Genomic DNA, 15,201 nt, shown 5'->3' with positions numbered 1-15,201 from the left:
TGCGGTCAGGTGACCCGAGGTGGGCAAGCAGCTGGAAGTTGCCGGGGCGACCTGGCGCTGGTGGCCGCCGCAGTCAGCACGGGCAGATGCGTTCAGTATGTCGGTATATCGTTGCCGCCGCCTCCAGGCCGGCACGAGCTACAGGAAACACAGTCGGCGGTGGTGTTCCACAGCGCCGAGTCCACCTGATAGCCGGCGGCGGTAATCGCGTCGATCGCCTGGGACAATAGGACAGGTTCACCGTCTGGGTTGGTCGGCTTCTCGCTGCCCGCCGCCGGATCGTGGTGGATGAAGCGTCCCGCGACCCGATCGCAGAAGGCCGCGTAGTCGCGCGTATACAGGATGAACGTGTGCCAACCGATGTCCACCAGGTCGGACGGGCCGATCGGCACGGTGGTGACGGCGGCGGCGCCAAGGAAAGCCAGGGCCTGGTCCAGGATGCGATCCGCCATACCCGTCGGCAAATCCGGGTGGTCCTTAGCGATCCGAGTAGTTAACCGAACGAACAGCTCGGGAGAAACCAGTGAGGCGCCTTGCTGTAGCGCGACTGTGGGCTTGGGCGTTGTCGTGTACATGTCAACTCCTTCGTTGTCCGGCCCGGCCGTCAGCTACGGCCGGAAATCTATAAGGACGACAGGGGCTGTTCGGTAGCTTGGGCGGTGGAGACGTGCGCAGCGCGGCATGGCCCGCTGTTTCTCGCTTCCGGTTGGTGGAAAGCGCCTTGGCCGTAGCGGAATGCGACGTCCAGTTGTCGCAAGGTCCGGCCGCGGGCTTCGCGCCGCTGAGGCAGCTCAACATCAAACCGCGAGTCCACCATGGTGCGTACCGGTGCAGGCATCAGTTCTCCCGGCAGCGATCTGGGTGAAGGCGCCGACCGCTACAACCAGCACCCTCCCTCCATCGACAGTACTCTCTACTCGAACGTCCCGCGTCACCTGCCCGGGTAGCGTTCCTGGCCACCGCAGACACCTCCGAGATCGTCGGAGGCAGAGCGTCACCACTTGCAAGCCCAACGGGAAGCCACCTGATCTATCGGCATCAGGACCTGCGTGACACTCCGCGGAGTGTTAGCGGCGATGAGCGTGAGAACTGGCGCCAGCTCTCGCGCGGAAGCCGGTGAAGGCCAGTACGTCGTCACGAGCCTGATCGAGATGCTCGGACGGCGGCCGGGACTTTGCCTCGATCGCGGTCACGACCCAGGTGAACTGCGCTCGGACAGCTTCGGCGGTGGGCTGGTCGAAGATCCTCCGCGCGAGGGCGGCGATCCACGGCTGCGCCGACTTCGGCACCTTCAACAGCAGATTCCGCAGATAGTGGGTTCGGCACCGCTGCCACGACGCCCCGGGCAGGGCCGGCGTGAACGGCGCTAGCCGGCAGATTGCTGTCCGGCGTCGGCCTTCGGGACCCAGGAGGTGGGTCGAGGACGGCCAGGAAGGTCAGTACGGCCGGTGGACCAGAGCAGCGCCTGGACCGGATCCCCGGCTGGCGCGCCGGGAAAGAGCCGGGCGAGTACGGCACGGCAGAGAGCTTTCGGCGGCTGCCAGTCGATGCCGAGCCCTTCGGTGATGTCCCAGGTGTGCACCAGCGTCTCGTTGACGCCCAGCGCCGCGAAGCCACTCGGATCGGTCGGGCCCCAGTGCCAGGCTCGCACCGACGGGTCGGACGCCGCCAACACAACGCTGAGCAGCCTTCCCGCTCCGGCGGCTACGCGCAGCAGGTCGTGGGGAGACGCATCGTCGCTGACGACCAGGTCGAACGGAAGGTAGGCGGAGTCGGGCAGGGCAGCGAGCTGCCCGGCGTAGGCGAGGAGATCATGCGCGACATGTGCGGCTGTTTCCCAGCAGCTCCAGTCGAGCTCGCCGGCCTGGCGTCGCCAGTCCGCGCGCGCGTGCGGTGTGAGTACCCGAACCATCTCGGCCACGGCTTCGTCGAGATCACGGCTGCCCATCGGACGCATGACAAGCAGGCTGTCAAATCTCGCACCGCCCGGCCAGGCCTTTGCTCGCCCCACGAGGTCCTCGTCGGCGCCAGCAACTCCACCGCCACGGTCACTGCACGAGCGCCCAGCTACCGCAGCTGACCTACCGTTCCAACCCTAGAGTGAACGGCTGTGGATCTCGCTGAATGCCTGGAATGGGTGCTCGAGCTCAAGCACCAGCCGCTACCGGATCTCCACGCCACTGTTGCCGGCGCGGCAGGTCCGAGCTGCCGGACCTCTTCGCCCACCATGGACGACCACCTGGGGCGGCGGGGGTGAACGAACGCAACAGGCGAGGAATAGCGCTGGGCGCCGACTACCGTCGGATTTGGTTCGGTAACGCGTCGTCGAACCTGGCTGACGGGGTCACGTTCATCGCGCTGCCGCTGTTGGCGACAACGATCACCGACAGCCCGGTCGCGGTCGCCGGCCTGTCGATCGCGTACTCGTTATCGCGCATCCTCTCGGTTCTCGGCATCGGTGTGCTCATTGATCGCAGCGACCGCCGCCGCCTGCTCTACCTCGCGAACTTCTCCCGCGCCGGGATGTTCGCCGTCATCACGGGCCTCGTACTCCTGGATGCCGCACCGATCGTCGCGCTGTACCTCGTCTACGCCGTGATGGGCATCGTCGAGACGTTGGCGGACAGCGCGGCGGTCGCCGTACTGCCCCAGGCGGTGCCCCCGGAGCGGCTAGACCGAGCGAACTCGCAGATCGCGGGGACACAGCTGGTCATCGACGAGTTCGTCGGCCCGCCGCTGGGCGGGTTCCTATTCGCCATGGCCGCCTTCGCTCCCTCGGCACTCAACGTCGTTGCCCTCCTGGCAGCCGGGTTCGCCTACTGGCAGCTGCGCGGTCGCTACGTCGTCGCTCCGGCTGATCCGGGCGACTCGCCCGGCGGCATCCTCGCAGATATCCGCGAGGGCGCGGTGTGGGCGATGCGGCACCAGGTCGTACGACTGCTCATCGTCGTCGGCGGCATCGCCTGCGTCGGCTACATGATCCCGTTCTCCTACCTCGTCCTCTACACGCGCGACGAGTTGGGGCTAGACGCGACCGGCTACGGATTGCTGCTCTCGTTTTCCGCGCTGGGGGGACTGCTCGGTAGCTTCGTCGCCGCCAGGATGCGCAAACGGATCGGCTACGGGTGGTCCATCGTCGCCGCGCTCATCGTCGGCGCCGCCTCGTTCGTCGTGATTTCGCTGTCGACCAACGTCGTCGTCGTGGCGATCGCGCTCGCCGCCTACATCGCGCACGCGGCCGTCTGGAACATCATGGCCACCTCGGTGCGCCAACGGGCCACTCCCGCCGCGATGATGGGGCGGGTCGGGTCGGTGGGGCGACTGATCGGCCTGATCGGTCTCGCGGTGGGAGCGGGCGCAGGTGGTTTACTCGCCTCGGGCTTCGGCTACCGCATGCCATTCGCGATCGCAGGCGGGTTCTTCGCCGTCGCGACGGTGCTGTGCCTCGCCTCGATCGGTAGCCTCCGCAGCTGGGAGGAGAGCGAAAAGCGGGCGGCGACGTCGAGTGCGGGCGAGTGTCGCGTGTCTGAGTTCTCTTGACGAAACGCGATGTACGTTTGCCGATGCGACCGCCCTTCACCAGGGCATACACCCCTATCCGGCGAGCAACGCTCCTGATTATTCCGTGCATCTTCCGGAACACAGTGAACGGCAGTAGCGAACCTGCGGCAGCAACTCTCAGCTGCCGTGCTGCTCGATCCACTGCGGATACCAAGCACTGCTCGGCTACTTGTCACACCGGCGCCGTACCGTTACCGCGTGACGCTCGCCGACATCACCCACGCCGCAGTGCTCGCGGCTGCCACCGCATGATTCATCGCGCCAAGCCCTGGCTTACCGTGGAAGAACTATGCTCCATAGTTAAGCCGTAGAAGCCGTTTCCATCTGGGCGAAACGGCTTCTACATAGCGTGGCCAACCACCCGATCCCGGCTGTCGTCGTTGTTGTCCACGGCCGGCGAGTGCAACCAAAACTGCCGGGCGAGGGCGTTTAACGAGGACCGCCCGCTTTCCATCTCTCGAGATCGGCAAGCAGCCCCTCGTAGCGATCCGATGCAAGATCCGTGCCACCGTCGCGAAGGCGGTTAACGATAGCGTGGCGTCTCCGAACCGGCGTGCGAACCTTGGTTCCATCGCAGAGCTGCAACCAGAGCCGCTCCGGAACCAGCCAATCGGGAGCGCTGTAGAACCCTCGAACCTGCCCCCATGCGACCGTGCGCGTTCGCCACAGCCAACGCACCCGAACCCCCGATCGGCTGACCACTAGCGCAGTGCGGTGAAGCCGCCATACGAAGGTAAGCCATACCGCCGCGAATCCGGTGAAGGCTGACACCGCAGCGAGCGGAACCTCCTGCCATCGGGTGGCCATTTGGAAGGCGATGAACGCAAAGAATGACGAACCGAGCACTGCTAGTGTGCCGGTGAAGAGCCGCATCGGATCCTCATACGGCCGGGTCCAGAACATCACAGGGCTATGATCGCAGCCCAGATCCAGCCGCCAGACGCCAGACGCCCGACGCCCGACGCCCGACGCCCGACGAGATCAAGCGTCAGTTCATGGCGCGAGAGACGATCGAACTCGCCTTCCTCGTGGCGATTCAGCACCTACCCCCGCAGCAGCGGGCGGTGCTGATCCTGCGCGACGTCCTCAATTGGACCGCCATCGAGGCCGCCGCGATGCTGGACATCAGCGTCGCGTCCGCCAACAGCGCACTGCAACGCGCCCGGGCGACACTGAAGGACCGCCTGCCCCCTCGGCCGAGCGACTGGGGCCCCGCAGCGGATCCGGCAGCGGCCGAACGCGCCCTCGTACAGCGCTGCATCGAGACGCTCGAAAACGCCGACGCCGAGAACTTCGCGAAATTGCTCCGCGAGGACGTACGGGTGACGATGCCACCGGACCCGCTCTGGTTCGTCGGCCGAGACGTCTTCGTCGCAGGTCTCGTCGCACAGTTCGATCCGGCCTCGCCGGCCTACTTCGGGGCATGGCGAGCCCTACCGGCACACGCCAACGGGCAACCGGCCATCGCCGGTTACGTGCGTCGCCCCGGCGAGTCGATCTACCGTCCGCAGGTGCTCAACGTCTTCCGAATCGACGAAGGCATGATCGCCGAGATCACCGCCTTCCCCCCCGAGGTCTTCGCCTCCTTCAACCTGCCTGAGTCGCTCTGAACCGCCGAAGGGGCACTCCGCACCGGCGGGATGCCCCTTCGGGGCGGCACCTGGCCAGCGTCTGAGCGCGACGGTGAGCCCGTCGGCCAGGGCAGCATGCGGGCCTCGAGCCGCTCGTCGGCCGCCACTGCGGCGTCACCTCACGGAGCACGCCGCACCCGCGATTCGGCAGCACCACCGCCGGCTACGCTCCCGCCTCCCCGTCGCCCCACGCCGCGTCCGGGCAACCGGGTCGTGGCGGATCAGCCCGATCGTCGCCGCGCGTAGTGCGACGACTCACCTACCTTCGTGCGTCGGGCGCGACCGACAGCACACGCAGGAGGACGAGATCCGCAGCGCACCGGTGCCACACTGACGGCGGAAGCCTATGGATCGACTCTCCGGGAGCGCGGATGCGAGCAATGTGAAAGGGGCGCGATCGCCATAGGTTTGATGCCGATTACCGTTCGGTTGTACGCCGCGACGGAGGACGGTCGGTTCAGCTTCAGGCAGGTTCACCGCGACGACGGCGGCAGGGTTTCGATCCGCCGACGTTGTGACACCCCCGCAACGTCTACCTGCGCGAGGACGCTCTCACCGACCCACTCGACACCTGGCTCGACTAGTCCATCGATACACGTTCTGGGTCTGGCCGCCCGGGGGTACGTTCCGTATCAGCAGGTGGAGCCATGCTTCTACGTGCGGAAGCCAACGCGCCTCCCGCGTCATCCTCTCTCGCCGCAAGCAAACGCCCCAGCAACGGCCCCCAGACCAAATGGCGACGCCAGCCGAATCTGTACCTCACGGCATTCGAAAACACCTGCACGTACGCCCATGCGGACACAATCATCACAGATGATGAGTCAGCCGCAGAGCCCTTTCGGATGTTCATCTCTGCACCCGTGAGGCGCGGCGGTTGGTTCCAGGCATAGCGCGCGTGATCCGCCACGTCAACTCGAAGCCTCTTCACGAGGCGCATGTAGAATCCACCCATTTCCGGACTGTCTGCACTAATCCAACCTGAATAATACGCCAGCCGGTCTGTGATGTCGGATCCAAGGTCGACCAGCGCCTTCCGGGTTTCCGCATCATCCGCCACGCGCCGTTCAATTCGATAAGGGAAATTACTCCATTCAGCTAAAGCCTTGGCAGCTTCGGCATACCCCTCTCGCAATCGGTCGACACGCGTTGAACCCCTTTCTAAGAGCTTTCCCACTATTGCGGTAATAACGGACGAGGTGAATATAATTGTCGACAAAATCGCCCATGTGTCCGCGCTAACACTTCCCTTCATACTCCCCCTTCAGGCATTACGTGGTCGAGATGAGGACTCCCACCTCAGGAAACACGCAGCACGCGAGAACCCGCCCCGATCCGCAGCACACCTGGCCGGTACGCCCGTGGCCATCGGTGAAGAGACAACTCATGCAGGTCCACCGACCTCAGCGTTGGGAGGTCATCACCATAAACCGCCCGGATCCCATCCGGCTTATACAAGATATCGACCCAACTAGACATCGCTACCGCCCATCATCGAATACCGGCAGCATACTGAACCGCGGGTCACGGCCTCAGAATGGAGGAGTGAGCAGAGCCTCCACGTCCCGGTTGCGGGCAGCACTCCTGGCCACGCGCTGCATCGCCAGCCCACCAGGATCGTTGCCAGATCCGAGGCGTCGGACGACGCGCGCCGTGAGCCCAGCGGCGTCGCGCCCCGGGTCAGCCGGACGGCTTCCGGATCGCCATCCTCGTTCAACTTCCCGAACGCTGGGCACTCATCCACCTCACCTGGAAAGGCGCCCCGGAGACACCGCCTTGGCCAAAGACCGAGTTCTACGGCACCATCCACACTCTCGTGCAGGCCCTCCAAGAGACAGCCTGAACACCAAGGAAGTCAAGATCGTCTAGCCCGGACCTATCACCCACGTCCCGGAGCAACGTCCTCCGGTACGTGAAGGCACTCCGCCAGCAGGGCCACGATGTCGAGCCAGGCCCGCTGGGCGTGCCGCTGGTGGTAGCCGACGCCGGGGAGCACAGTCTGGTCAGCCCCCATCGGTGGGTGATGGAAGGCGTGCAGGGCGCCGCCGTAGACAACGAGACGCCAATCGACGTCCGCGGCCTGCATCTCGGCGGCAAATGCGTCCCGTTGGGCCGGCGGTACGATCGGGTCTTCCGACCCGACCCCGGCCCACACCGGGCAGCGAATATGCGCCGCCTCGCCCGGCCGGCCGGTGGTCATTGCGTTAATCGTTGCGATCCCGCGCAGATTGGCGGCGGCGCGGCCGAGTTCCAGCACGATGGCTCCCCCGATGCCGTAGCCGATGGCGGCGATCCGCTCCGGGTCGGTCCGTGGTTCGGCGCGCAGCACGTCAAGCGCCGCGTGGCCGATGCCCCGCATTCGGTCGGGATCAGCGAGCAGCGGAGTAAGGCGCGCCAGCATCTCCTGGGGATCGGTGAACCACCGTCCGCCGTGAATGTCGAAGGCCAGTGCCACGTACCCCAACTCCGCGAGGACGTCGGCCCGGCGGCGCTGAAAGTCGTTGAGCCCCGGCCCCTCGGGTCCGACCAGGACCGCTGGCCGACGGTCGACGCCGACGGGCAGGGCGAGGTGCCCGATCATCGTCAGGCCGTCGGCCGGGTACTCGACCGAACTCGTCGTGATGGACGTCATGAAGCCGGACTATAGCGATCATCGAGCCCGGACCGGCAGATGTTTCGCCGCTGGCAGATCAGCCGAGACCAAGAAGGAAGCCCCTCCAAGTCCCTGACCTTTGAAAGAGATCGCGGAGCTGTGCGGTCGTCCTGCCGCCACTGCCACGGAGAAGGTCTACCGGCACCAACTCCGACCAATCCTGCTTCAAGGGCGGCTGCCATGGATGAAATTTTTCGAGGCCGTGAGGGCGTGGCCACTCAGTTGGTCACTCAGGACGAAAAGAGGCCCAGATCATCGATGTGATCTGGGCCTCTACCTGCGTGGGCGATACTGGGATCGAACCAGTGACCTCTTCGGTGTGAACGAATTCCAGCCGATTCCCCGACCTGCAACGGAGCGGCGATCATGCGTCTGACCTGCACCTAGAGTTAAGCCAAGTTAGGCGGTTTCAACATGACATATCAAGATCATGACTCATGGGCGACTCACCAAGATCCACCACGCGCCCGGCGCAACGCCTGACGAGCCCGGTCGAACCTTTCCTCCCGCGAGTGCAAATACCGCTGCGCTGACCGCACATCCTCATGCCCCATCAGCGCCATGATGTCGTGCAACGGCACCCCCTCGTCCGCGAGCCGGGTGCCAAACGTGTGCCGCAGGTCGTGCGGAGTCGGCTGCGGGTCGTCCAAGTCTGCGCCCGTGACCGCTGGCCGGAACTTATGCCCCTTTACCATCTGCCGCTCTGGCATGCCTTGCAGCGCCGGTTTCCACACTCGACGATGCCAGTTTGAATATCGCAGTTCCTTACCATTCTCTGAGGTAAAGATCAGTCTGCCCGGGTCGTCACCAGGAAACACGCCCTTCACTTCCCGAGCTGCAACCTTCGCCTCTTTCATCCGCACGGAAAGGTGGTCCCCGTAGGTCACCGAGCGATTACCAGCAGCAGATTTTGCGTATGGCCGCGCCGTGCCATCTCGCTCCATTACCCAAGCGATGTGGATACGCTGCCGCCGTGTATCGACCAGTGACGGTGGAATTGCCGATGCCTCTTCCCACCGCATTCCCGTATCGGCTGCCAACTCGACAAACAGGCGCGCGTCGACACGATCGGAGAACATGCGATCGAGCGCGTCCAGGAGCGCTGTCTCCTCGTCGGGGTCGAGGACCCGGTCAACGTGAGCGTCGCGTTTCGGCTTCCGAACACCCCGGGCTGGGTTATCGCGGATCAGCTTGGCCTCCACGGCTAGGTCGAGAACCGCGCGGAGCACACCGACCGCGCCCTCGATTGTGGCCGCGCCGACTGGTGCCTTACACCCGGGACAGGCTTTCGGGCTGCGGCAGCTCGACGCGTGCGCACCCTCCATCTCGACCACCCACGCTGTCACATCCGGTTTGAGGATCGATCCGACGCGCACGTCCGCCCACCGTGGTGCTACATGGCACCGGTAGTGGGATGCGTCCCGCCGTCGGCTGGCCTGTTCAAGCCGGCGGGACGTGGTTCCCCACTGCTCCCAGCACTCCCCCACGGTCTTCTTGCCGGCGCGCGGGTCAATCCAGTCACCCCGCCGCAGGCTGGCTTCCTGGTCAGCGGCCCACCTGGCGATGACCACCTTGGACCTGTCGGTCTCCGTGAGTCGATCATTTGGCCCGGATCCGTATCGGATCGTAGCCGCCCACTTACCCGAGTCGAGCTGGCGGATCCACGCCATCACGCCTCCTTGGCGTGATCAATCCACCACTGCACCTCTTCGACCTCCGCAGCCTGACGCTGGCGGCGCAACTCGTATAAACGCTCCCGCATCCGGGCCTTGACCCGAGGCGGATGAACACTCTCCTCGATCACCCGCAGTGCGGCATCCTCCGCGATCTCGAGCGGGGTTGGCGCCGGTTTGAGGGTGAGATCGGCTGCACGGTAGTACCCGACCCTCGTAAGTAACCCCATCGGGTCACGCCCGGTGGTCCGGGCAACGAGGCGGACGTACTCCTCGGAGACATCTACTTCCTCACCCAGCCACCGGTTGAGCGTCTTTGAGTTGATCTTAAGGAGCCGCGCGAGCGGCTCCTTTTTGCCGCCGGTCTCCGTCTCCAGCACCTCTCGGACCACCGCAGCCCACTCGGCCCGATCGATCCGGTGCTCACTGTCCATCGGGACATGGTAGGCGACATGCGTGTCTGAGGACGCGGGCAGGCGCGGCAATGGTGGCAGTAGTGGCGGCGGGCGCATGGGCCGGTTGGTCATCGCCGACCTCCGCGCCCTGCGTAGCACTCGCTGAGACATACAGGTAACGGTAACCAGACATGCATGTCCGGGTCTAGTCATACGTCCGGGTTGACTTGGACATGCGTGACCCGTAGCGCTTGCTAGCCCATGCATGTCCAAGTAATCTCCGACACGTGAATACGGACATGCAAGTCAGGACACGGCCAGACGTTGGTGGGGTTACGCGCCCACACGTCCGGCTACGTCTCGACCGATTCGACCTCTACACGCGCATCGTCGGAGCCACATCCGACCAAGCGCGCGCACGACTACTCGGCATCGCATCACGCACCATCACCCGCCTCCGTCGCGACCAGCACGCCGGAGAGGCCGTTATCGCGGCGACCCTCGCGGCGCTCCAGCACCACAGCGAGGCGCTGGGCCAACTCGGGCTATCAGTCAGCTTCGAAGACCTCTTCGAGGTGGCCGAGTGATGGACACCTACCTGACCGTCAAGGAAGCCGCCGCAGTCATGCGCACCCACAAGCAGACGGTCTACCGGCTCGTGTGGGCCGGCCTACTCCCCCGCATCGACATCGGCCAGGGCAAGTCCCGGCCCCGGTTTCGCGTCCGCCGGTCTGCGGTCGACGCGCTGATGCGGCAGCGGGAGAAGGGCAACGCATGACGCATCCTCCCGCCGGGCCGAGCAATCCGACTCCACCTCCCGGCCCCGGCCGCCGCGCCGATCGCATAACCACCGCCGCCCTGCTCGCCCGCGCGGTCGCCCTCATCGCGGTCGGCCTGGCCCTCATCGCCATCGGCCTGGCATCACTGTCCGCACCGCCGGCACCGGCCCCGGAGCGGGAGCCGCGGTGGATGCGGCCAGCCACGCCCGCCGAGGAGCGGGAGTGGCAGATACGGCGCCTCGTCGACCTCATTGACGAGGCACACGCCGGAAGCAAGTGAGCCCCCCGCCGATCTGCGGTCGGCGAAGGGCTCGACACCCGGACAACCCAATTCACGAAGGAGTCCAGATGCACACCGATCGTACCGACACCACCGAGCGGCAGATGTCCGCCGCCTCGCCGACAGCAGAGCCGCAGACCACCCCGGAGTCGGGCTACATGTCCTGCCCGCGTGAGTGCGGGGTAGACGTGCGTGAGCACGCCTCGTCCGGCCTGATCGATGGCCGATGCGACACGGGGGGCGCCCGATGAACGCCCCGACCTGGTCGCCCTCGGCCGATGCCGATCCGATCACCGTCCCGGACCTCGGTTGCGGGCACCTGCCCGGGGAGAGCTGCGACGAGGCGTGCGCCTACTGGCGGGGTGTCGCGGCCGGCGAGTACCCGCCGCCGCCGGAGATGCCGGTGACGCTGCCGCCGCACTGCCCCGGCCTGACACCGCTGCCGGATCCGGCGCTGCTGCGGGAGGTGGCCTGATGGCCTTGCTGCCCGTGGCTCTCACGGCCGCCCTGCTCGCTGTGACTCTCGTCGCCGTGATCCTCGCCCTGGTCTGCCGCACCATGGACCGGGAGCTGATGGCCCGGTCCCGCCGCATCCGCCACCAAGCCGAGCGGATCAGGGACTACCGCGCCGAGCTGGCCGACCGGGAGGCCGAGTTGGTCCTGCTGCGGGAGGCGTGCGACCGGTTTCGCGCCGCCGCAGCGCTCACCCCGGACAGTCTGCCGGAACCGCCGCTGCTGCCGGGATGGGCGCGGCGGACCGCGCTGGAGATCGCCCGCTCCGAGGCGACGGATTTCGAGGATCCCCGGTGAGCGCCCACCCGGGCCCCGGGGTGTGCCCCGGCTGCCTGACCGTCCCCGGGCGTGACCACGGCGTGGCCTGCCCGGCGGTGGAGGGCCCCCGGCACGCCGTCGAGGCCGTCCCGGAGTTCGTCCGCATCGCCCTCGGCCTGCTCGTCGGGCTGCTCATCGGCGTCGGCCTGTGGGTCTGCGCCCAGTTCGTTTGGAGTCTCACATGAAAAACCTGCTTGATGTGCTGACTGCCGACCGGGGCCTGCCTGCCGGCTGCGACCGGTGGGGTATCCGTACCGTCCACCCTGATCTGCGCTCGCGGCACGGCTACCGGTGGCCGTGGCCCGGCCAGTGGGCTCACGCGCCGGGGCCGATCATCAACGGCAACGGCAACGAGTACCCGATCGAGGTCGGGGACGGGATCTGTCTGGCCCGGACGTGGGCCACGATGGCGTTGGCCGGCGTGCCTGCGGTGACTCTGCTGCTGTGTGCGTGGTCGAGCGCTGACCTGCTCTCCAGCGCCCGCGGCGATCGGTGGCGGCTGCGGCGGGCATACGTCGTGGACATCGCGGACGGTGCGCGTCTGGTCCGCGATCACGGACGCGACGCGGACCTGCGGGGCGCGGACTTGGAGGGCGCGGACCTGGAGCGTGCGGACCTGCGGGGCGCGAACCTGCGGGGCGCGAACCTGCGGCGCGTGCACATGCGGGGCGCAAACCTGCGGGGCGCGGTCCTGCGGCAGGCGATCCTGCAGGGCGCGGTCCTGGAGCGCGCGGACCTGCAGGGCGCGGACCTGCAGGGCGCGGACCTGGAGCGTGCGGACCTGCGGGGCGCGGTCCGGTCATGACCGACGACATGGTGCGGGATCTGACCGCCGCTCTCAACGCGGCCGACGCCGAGCGGGCCCGCCTCCAGGACGCGTTCGACGTGACCACGGCCGCCTACCAGCGGCGTACCCGGCAGCTCGGCCAGTGGCGGGACATGGCCCAAGGTCTGTCCGCCGACCTGCGGCAGGCCCGTGACGATCGGGACCGGGCGATCAGCACCTCCCAGCAGTTGCGGGTGGGTTTGGTTGCCGCGCGGGAGCGGCTGGCGGCCAGCCGCGAGGAGGCGGGCCGGTGAGCGACGACCTGCGAGACGAGATCGTCGGCATCCTCGGCCAGCCCGACGTCGACGCAACGCATCGCGCCGACCTCATCCTGTCCGCCGTGGCGGACTGGCTGGGCAGCCCCGTCGGATGCGATGTGCGACTCAGCCTCGCCCTGGACGCCGCCGCCCCCGGGGTGTTTGGCCACGGCGTCTGGGCGGACGCCGGACTCACGGACGCCGCGCTCGCGGTCGCCCGTGAGCTGGCCGCAGCGATCCGGCCGCCGGACCCGAGCGGGCCGCGGCCGGCGCTGGCCGACCGGTACGCCGAGCTGCCGTCCGGGGGCGCGTCATGACCGTCAGTCATCGGCTCACCTGCACCGCCGATTCCCGTACCGAGAGCATCCCGGTAGAGCAGGCCCGGGTAGCCGGCTGGCGCAGTGGCGTCACCGCTGGCGGGCGGTGGGTCGCCTACTGCCCCGAGTGCACCGGGGTGGACGCCGGCTACTGGGACCGGCGGACCCCCGACATTGCCAGCTGTGTCACCTGTGACCTGCCTGAGCACCGGTGGGATCCCACCGACCGGCTGTACCTGTGCGGCGGCGCCCAGTGTCCCGACTGCACCCGCGTCGACCTCGACGAGGACCGGCGCCTCGACCATCTCGACGAGCAGGAGGCGGCGGCGTGACTGAGCTGCGTACCCGTAAGCCCACCGGCCGTGTGCCGTGGCCGCTGATCCTGATCGAGGGCGGGGAGAAATCCGGGAAGTCCTGGGCCTGCGCCCAGTTCAGTACCAGTCCGCGGATCGGTCAGATGTACTGGATCGACCTCGGCGAAGGGGCCGCCGACGAATACGGCGCTATCCCGGGCGCGGATTACCTCGTCGTCGAGCATGACGGCACCTGGGGGCAGATCCAGGAGTCTGTCGTGGCGGTCAAGGCCGAAGCCCAACGCGCGGCCGACGCCGACGAGCCGCCGGTGGTGTTGGTCATCGACTCGATGACCGCTGAGTGGGACATGCTCAAGGACTGGGCGTCTGACAAGGCCCGCCGGCGGCACAACGCCAAGGCCAAAAGGTACAACCGGCCGCAGTTGGCCGCCGATGACGAGCCGACCATTTCTATGGATCTGTGGAACGAGGCCGGCACCCGGCACCGCAGGTTGATGACCACGTTGATGACCTTCCCCGGCATCGTCGTGGTGACCGCGCGCGGTAAGGAGGTTGCCGCGCTCGATGAGGCCGGTCGGCCGATCGAGCGGCAACGTGACTACCGGGTCGAGGGTCACAAGACGCTCGGGTTCGACGTGTCGTGCTGGATCCGTCTGGACCGGTCCAAGCCGGGAACGGTGATCGGCGTCAGGTCGGCGCACGTCGGCATCCGACCCGGCTACGACCAGCCGCTCGAGTTGGCCGCCGATTGGTCGATCGAGCGCATCGTGTTCGACACGCTGCGATGTTCGCCGGTCGCTCGGGACCTGGTGGCGTTGCAGCCGGCCGAACCGGATACCGACGAACAGCCCGGTCTGTCGGCCGCCGTGACCGGCCTGCTCGAGGACCTGGGGCAGGCCGTCGATGAGGCCGGGCTGCGCCGAGTGTGGCGGGCCGCCGGCCAAGCGCAGAAGGACAGCCGGATCAGCCCCGCCGAAGGCGCCCATTTCGAGGCCCGCTGGAAGGCCCGCAAGCACGAACTGTTCCCGCCTGAGCAGACCGAGACGGAGATGGCCGGATGAACCGCACCGAACGCGTCCAGGAAGTCCTACGCCTCGAAGGGCTCGCCGACGCGGCGAAGAAACGCGCCGCCGCGCACCGCGGTGTCCTCGACACCGAGGCCCGCACCGAACTGGAGCAGCACGGCACCGCCCCGTCCTGGCGGCTACCCGACATCGGCACCGTAGCCCTGGCCGTGTCAAAAGAGGCCCCCGTTGTCTCCGACCTTGCCGCGCTGACGCAGTGGTGCCTCGTGCGGTACCCGTCCGAGGTGGAGACGGTCCCGCAACTGCGGGCAGGGTTCCCGGCCGCCCTTGCGCAGCGGGTGGTGTGCGACGGGGACGTGGTCGTTGACCCCCGCACGGGAGAGATCGTGCCGGGGATGACGGTCCGCCCTGGCGGCGTACCTCAAACGCTGTCGATCCGGGCATCCCGAGACGCCCGGGCGGTGTGCGCCGCCGCCGCCGAACACCTCCTGGAGGGACTGGCGCTGGTAGCGGCGGAGGTGCCGGGCCACCTGGACCCGTCCGATGTCCCGGACGGTGACCAGTGACCCACGCAGATCCGTACTACGGCAACGCCATCGAGGTAGAGCACACGTGGGCCCGCCCGCCGTCGCCTGACTGCGCATCCTGCGGATGCTGCTCCG

General features: G+C 67.3%; 21 protein-coding genes and 1 pseudogene. 15 read left to right on the top strand and 7 right to left on the bottom strand.

All coding sequences use genetic code 11. From position 1 onward, the window contains the following. Nucleotides 1–92: 92 nt before the first annotated feature. From SALPAC2_RS0101020 to SALPAC2_RS0101010, 3 genes and pseudogenes are all read right to left on the bottom strand, one after another. Complete coding sequence (locus SALPAC2_RS0101020) at nucleotides 93–575, bottom strand: glycine-rich domain-containing protein (RefSeq protein ID WP_223874049.1); 483 nt, start codon at nucleotides 573–575, stop codon at nucleotides 93–95. 496 nt (nucleotides 576–1,071) lie between these two features. After that, a pseudogene (locus tag SALPAC2_RS27680) lies at nucleotides 1,072–1,349 on the bottom strand (transposase); the annotation flags it as partial. Between the two features lie 17 nt (nucleotides 1,350–1,366). Continuing rightward, the gene (locus tag SALPAC2_RS0101010) at nucleotides 1,367–1,948 is read right to left on the bottom strand and encodes a maleylpyruvate isomerase N-terminal domain-containing protein (protein ID WP_018214771.1); all 582 of its coding nucleotides are present in this window, start codon (nucleotides 1,946–1,948) and stop codon (nucleotides 1,367–1,369) included. A 305-nt stretch (nucleotides 1,949–2,253) separates the two neighbouring features. On the opposite strand from SALPAC2_RS0101010, the gene SALPAC2_RS0101005 reads away from it, so the two are divergent. Further along, on the top strand, nucleotides 2,254–3,540 hold the full coding sequence (locus SALPAC2_RS0101005) for an MFS transporter (protein WP_018214770.1): 1,287 nt from the start codon (nucleotides 2,254–2,256) through the stop codon (nucleotides 3,538–3,540). Between the two features lie 450 nt (nucleotides 3,541–3,990). Here the strand turns inward: SALPAC2_RS0101005 and SALPAC2_RS25580 are convergent, their stop codons facing one another. Continuing rightward, nucleotides 3,991–4,464: a hypothetical protein gene (locus SALPAC2_RS25580; RefSeq protein WP_080636844.1), complete on the bottom strand. Its 474-nt coding sequence runs from the start codon at nucleotides 4,462–4,464 to the stop codon at nucleotides 3,991–3,993. A 92-nt stretch (nucleotides 4,465–4,556) separates the two neighbouring features. Here SALPAC2_RS25580 and SALPAC2_RS24235 point away from each other — a divergent pair, with 92 nt between their 5' ends. Next, a complete protein-coding gene (locus SALPAC2_RS24235; protein ID WP_018214769.1) occupies nucleotides 4,557–5,171 on the top strand; it encodes a sigma factor-like helix-turn-helix DNA-binding protein in 615 nt (204 codons plus the stop codon). A 1,897-nt stretch (nucleotides 5,172–7,068) separates the two neighbouring features. On the opposite strand, the gene SALPAC2_RS0100995 is transcribed toward SALPAC2_RS24235, so the two are convergent. From SALPAC2_RS0100995 to SALPAC2_RS0100985, 3 genes are all read right to left on the bottom strand, one after another. Further along, complete coding sequence (locus SALPAC2_RS0100995; protein ID WP_018214768.1) at nucleotides 7,069–7,821, bottom strand: dienelactone hydrolase family protein; 753 nt, start codon at nucleotides 7,819–7,821, stop codon at nucleotides 7,069–7,071. A gap of 467 nt (nucleotides 7,822–8,288) precedes the next feature. Beyond that, nucleotides 8,289–9,512, bottom strand: coding sequence for a tyrosine-type recombinase/integrase (locus SALPAC2_RS27160; protein ID WP_162561277.1), 1,224 nt, complete (start codon nucleotides 9,510–9,512; stop codon nucleotides 8,289–8,291). Then, nucleotides 9,512–9,949 carry a hypothetical protein gene (locus SALPAC2_RS0100985; RefSeq protein WP_026184276.1) on the bottom strand — a complete coding sequence of 146 codons (438 nt, stop codon included), beginning with the start codon at nucleotides 9,947–9,949 and terminating at the stop codon, nucleotides 9,512–9,514. The genes SALPAC2_RS27160 and SALPAC2_RS0100985 overlap by 1 nt, the downstream gene beginning before the upstream one ends. A 248-nt stretch (nucleotides 9,950–10,197) precedes the next feature. Between SALPAC2_RS0100985 and SALPAC2_RS0100980 the strand changes: the two genes are divergently transcribed. From SALPAC2_RS0100980 to SALPAC2_RS0100920, 13 genes are all read left to right on the top strand, one after another. After that, on the top strand, nucleotides 10,198–10,497 hold the full coding sequence (locus SALPAC2_RS0100980) for a hypothetical protein (protein WP_223874050.1): 300 nt from the start codon (nucleotides 10,198–10,200) through the stop codon (nucleotides 10,495–10,497). Continuing rightward, complete coding sequence (locus SALPAC2_RS0100975) at nucleotides 10,497–10,688, top strand: helix-turn-helix domain-containing protein (protein WP_018214764.1); 192 nt, start codon at nucleotides 10,497–10,499, stop codon at nucleotides 10,686–10,688. The genes SALPAC2_RS0100980 and SALPAC2_RS0100975 overlap by 1 nt, the downstream gene beginning before the upstream one ends. Beyond that, nucleotides 10,685–10,969: a hypothetical protein gene (locus SALPAC2_RS0100970; protein ID WP_018214763.1), complete on the top strand. Its 285-nt coding sequence runs from the start codon at nucleotides 10,685–10,687 to the stop codon at nucleotides 10,967–10,969. The genes SALPAC2_RS0100975 and SALPAC2_RS0100970 overlap by 4 nt, the downstream gene beginning before the upstream one ends. A gap of 68 nt (nucleotides 10,970–11,037) precedes the next feature. After that, complete coding sequence (locus SALPAC2_RS0100965; protein ID WP_018214762.1) at nucleotides 11,038–11,220, top strand: hypothetical protein; 183 nt, start codon at nucleotides 11,038–11,040, stop codon at nucleotides 11,218–11,220. Further along, a complete protein-coding gene (locus SALPAC2_RS0100960; protein ID WP_018214761.1) occupies nucleotides 11,217–11,444 on the top strand; it encodes a hypothetical protein in 228 nt (75 codons plus the stop codon). Before SALPAC2_RS0100965 ends, SALPAC2_RS0100960 begins: the two co-directional genes overlap by 4 nt. Further along, nucleotides 11,444–11,779 (top strand): hypothetical protein, encoded by a 336-nt coding sequence (locus SALPAC2_RS0100955; RefSeq protein WP_018214760.1) that lies wholly within the window; start codon nucleotides 11,444–11,446, stop codon nucleotides 11,777–11,779. The genes SALPAC2_RS0100960 and SALPAC2_RS0100955 overlap by 1 nt, the downstream gene beginning before the upstream one ends. Next, complete coding sequence (locus SALPAC2_RS0100950) at nucleotides 11,776–11,985, top strand: hypothetical protein (RefSeq protein ID WP_026184273.1); 210 nt, start codon at nucleotides 11,776–11,778, stop codon at nucleotides 11,983–11,985. The genes SALPAC2_RS0100955 and SALPAC2_RS0100950 overlap by 4 nt, the downstream gene beginning before the upstream one ends. Continuing rightward, nucleotides 11,982–12,605 (top strand): pentapeptide repeat-containing protein, encoded by a 624-nt coding sequence (locus SALPAC2_RS0100945; RefSeq protein WP_018214758.1) that lies wholly within the window; start codon nucleotides 11,982–11,984, stop codon nucleotides 12,603–12,605. The genes SALPAC2_RS0100950 and SALPAC2_RS0100945 overlap by 4 nt, the downstream gene beginning before the upstream one ends. Next, nucleotides 12,602–12,880 (top strand): hypothetical protein, encoded by a 279-nt coding sequence (locus tag SALPAC2_RS0100940; RefSeq protein ID WP_018214757.1) that lies wholly within the window; start codon nucleotides 12,602–12,604, stop codon nucleotides 12,878–12,880. The genes SALPAC2_RS0100945 and SALPAC2_RS0100940 overlap by 4 nt, the downstream gene beginning before the upstream one ends. Then, nucleotides 12,877–13,200, top strand: a complete 324-nt coding sequence (locus tag SALPAC2_RS0100935) for a hypothetical protein (RefSeq protein ID WP_018214756.1) — start codon at nucleotides 12,877–12,879, stop codon at nucleotides 13,198–13,200. The genes SALPAC2_RS0100940 and SALPAC2_RS0100935 overlap by 4 nt, the downstream gene beginning before the upstream one ends. Further along, the gene (locus SALPAC2_RS0100930; protein ID WP_018214755.1) at nucleotides 13,197–13,532 is read left to right on the top strand and encodes a hypothetical protein; all 336 of its coding nucleotides are present in this window, start codon (nucleotides 13,197–13,199) and stop codon (nucleotides 13,530–13,532) included. Before SALPAC2_RS0100935 ends, SALPAC2_RS0100930 begins: the two co-directional genes overlap by 4 nt. After that, nucleotides 13,529–14,575 (top strand): AAA family ATPase, encoded by a 1,047-nt coding sequence (locus SALPAC2_RS0100925; RefSeq protein WP_018214754.1) that lies wholly within the window; start codon nucleotides 13,529–13,531, stop codon nucleotides 14,573–14,575. The genes SALPAC2_RS0100930 and SALPAC2_RS0100925 overlap by 4 nt, the downstream gene beginning before the upstream one ends. Beyond that, entirely contained in the window at nucleotides 14,572–15,105 is a 534-nt protein-coding gene (locus SALPAC2_RS0100920) for a hypothetical protein (protein ID WP_018214753.1), read from the top strand. Before SALPAC2_RS0100925 ends, SALPAC2_RS0100920 begins: the two co-directional genes overlap by 4 nt. The last annotated feature ends 96 nt before the right edge of the window (nucleotides 15,106–15,201 follow it).

It is taken from the genome of Salinispora vitiensis, assembly GCF_000378825.1.
Lineage (GTDB): Bacteria > Actinomycetota > Actinomycetes > Mycobacteriales > Micromonosporaceae > Micromonospora > Micromonospora vitiensis.
The sequence above is the reverse complement of the archived record's forward strand: the minus strand, read 5'-3'. Positions and strand labels throughout refer to the sequence as shown.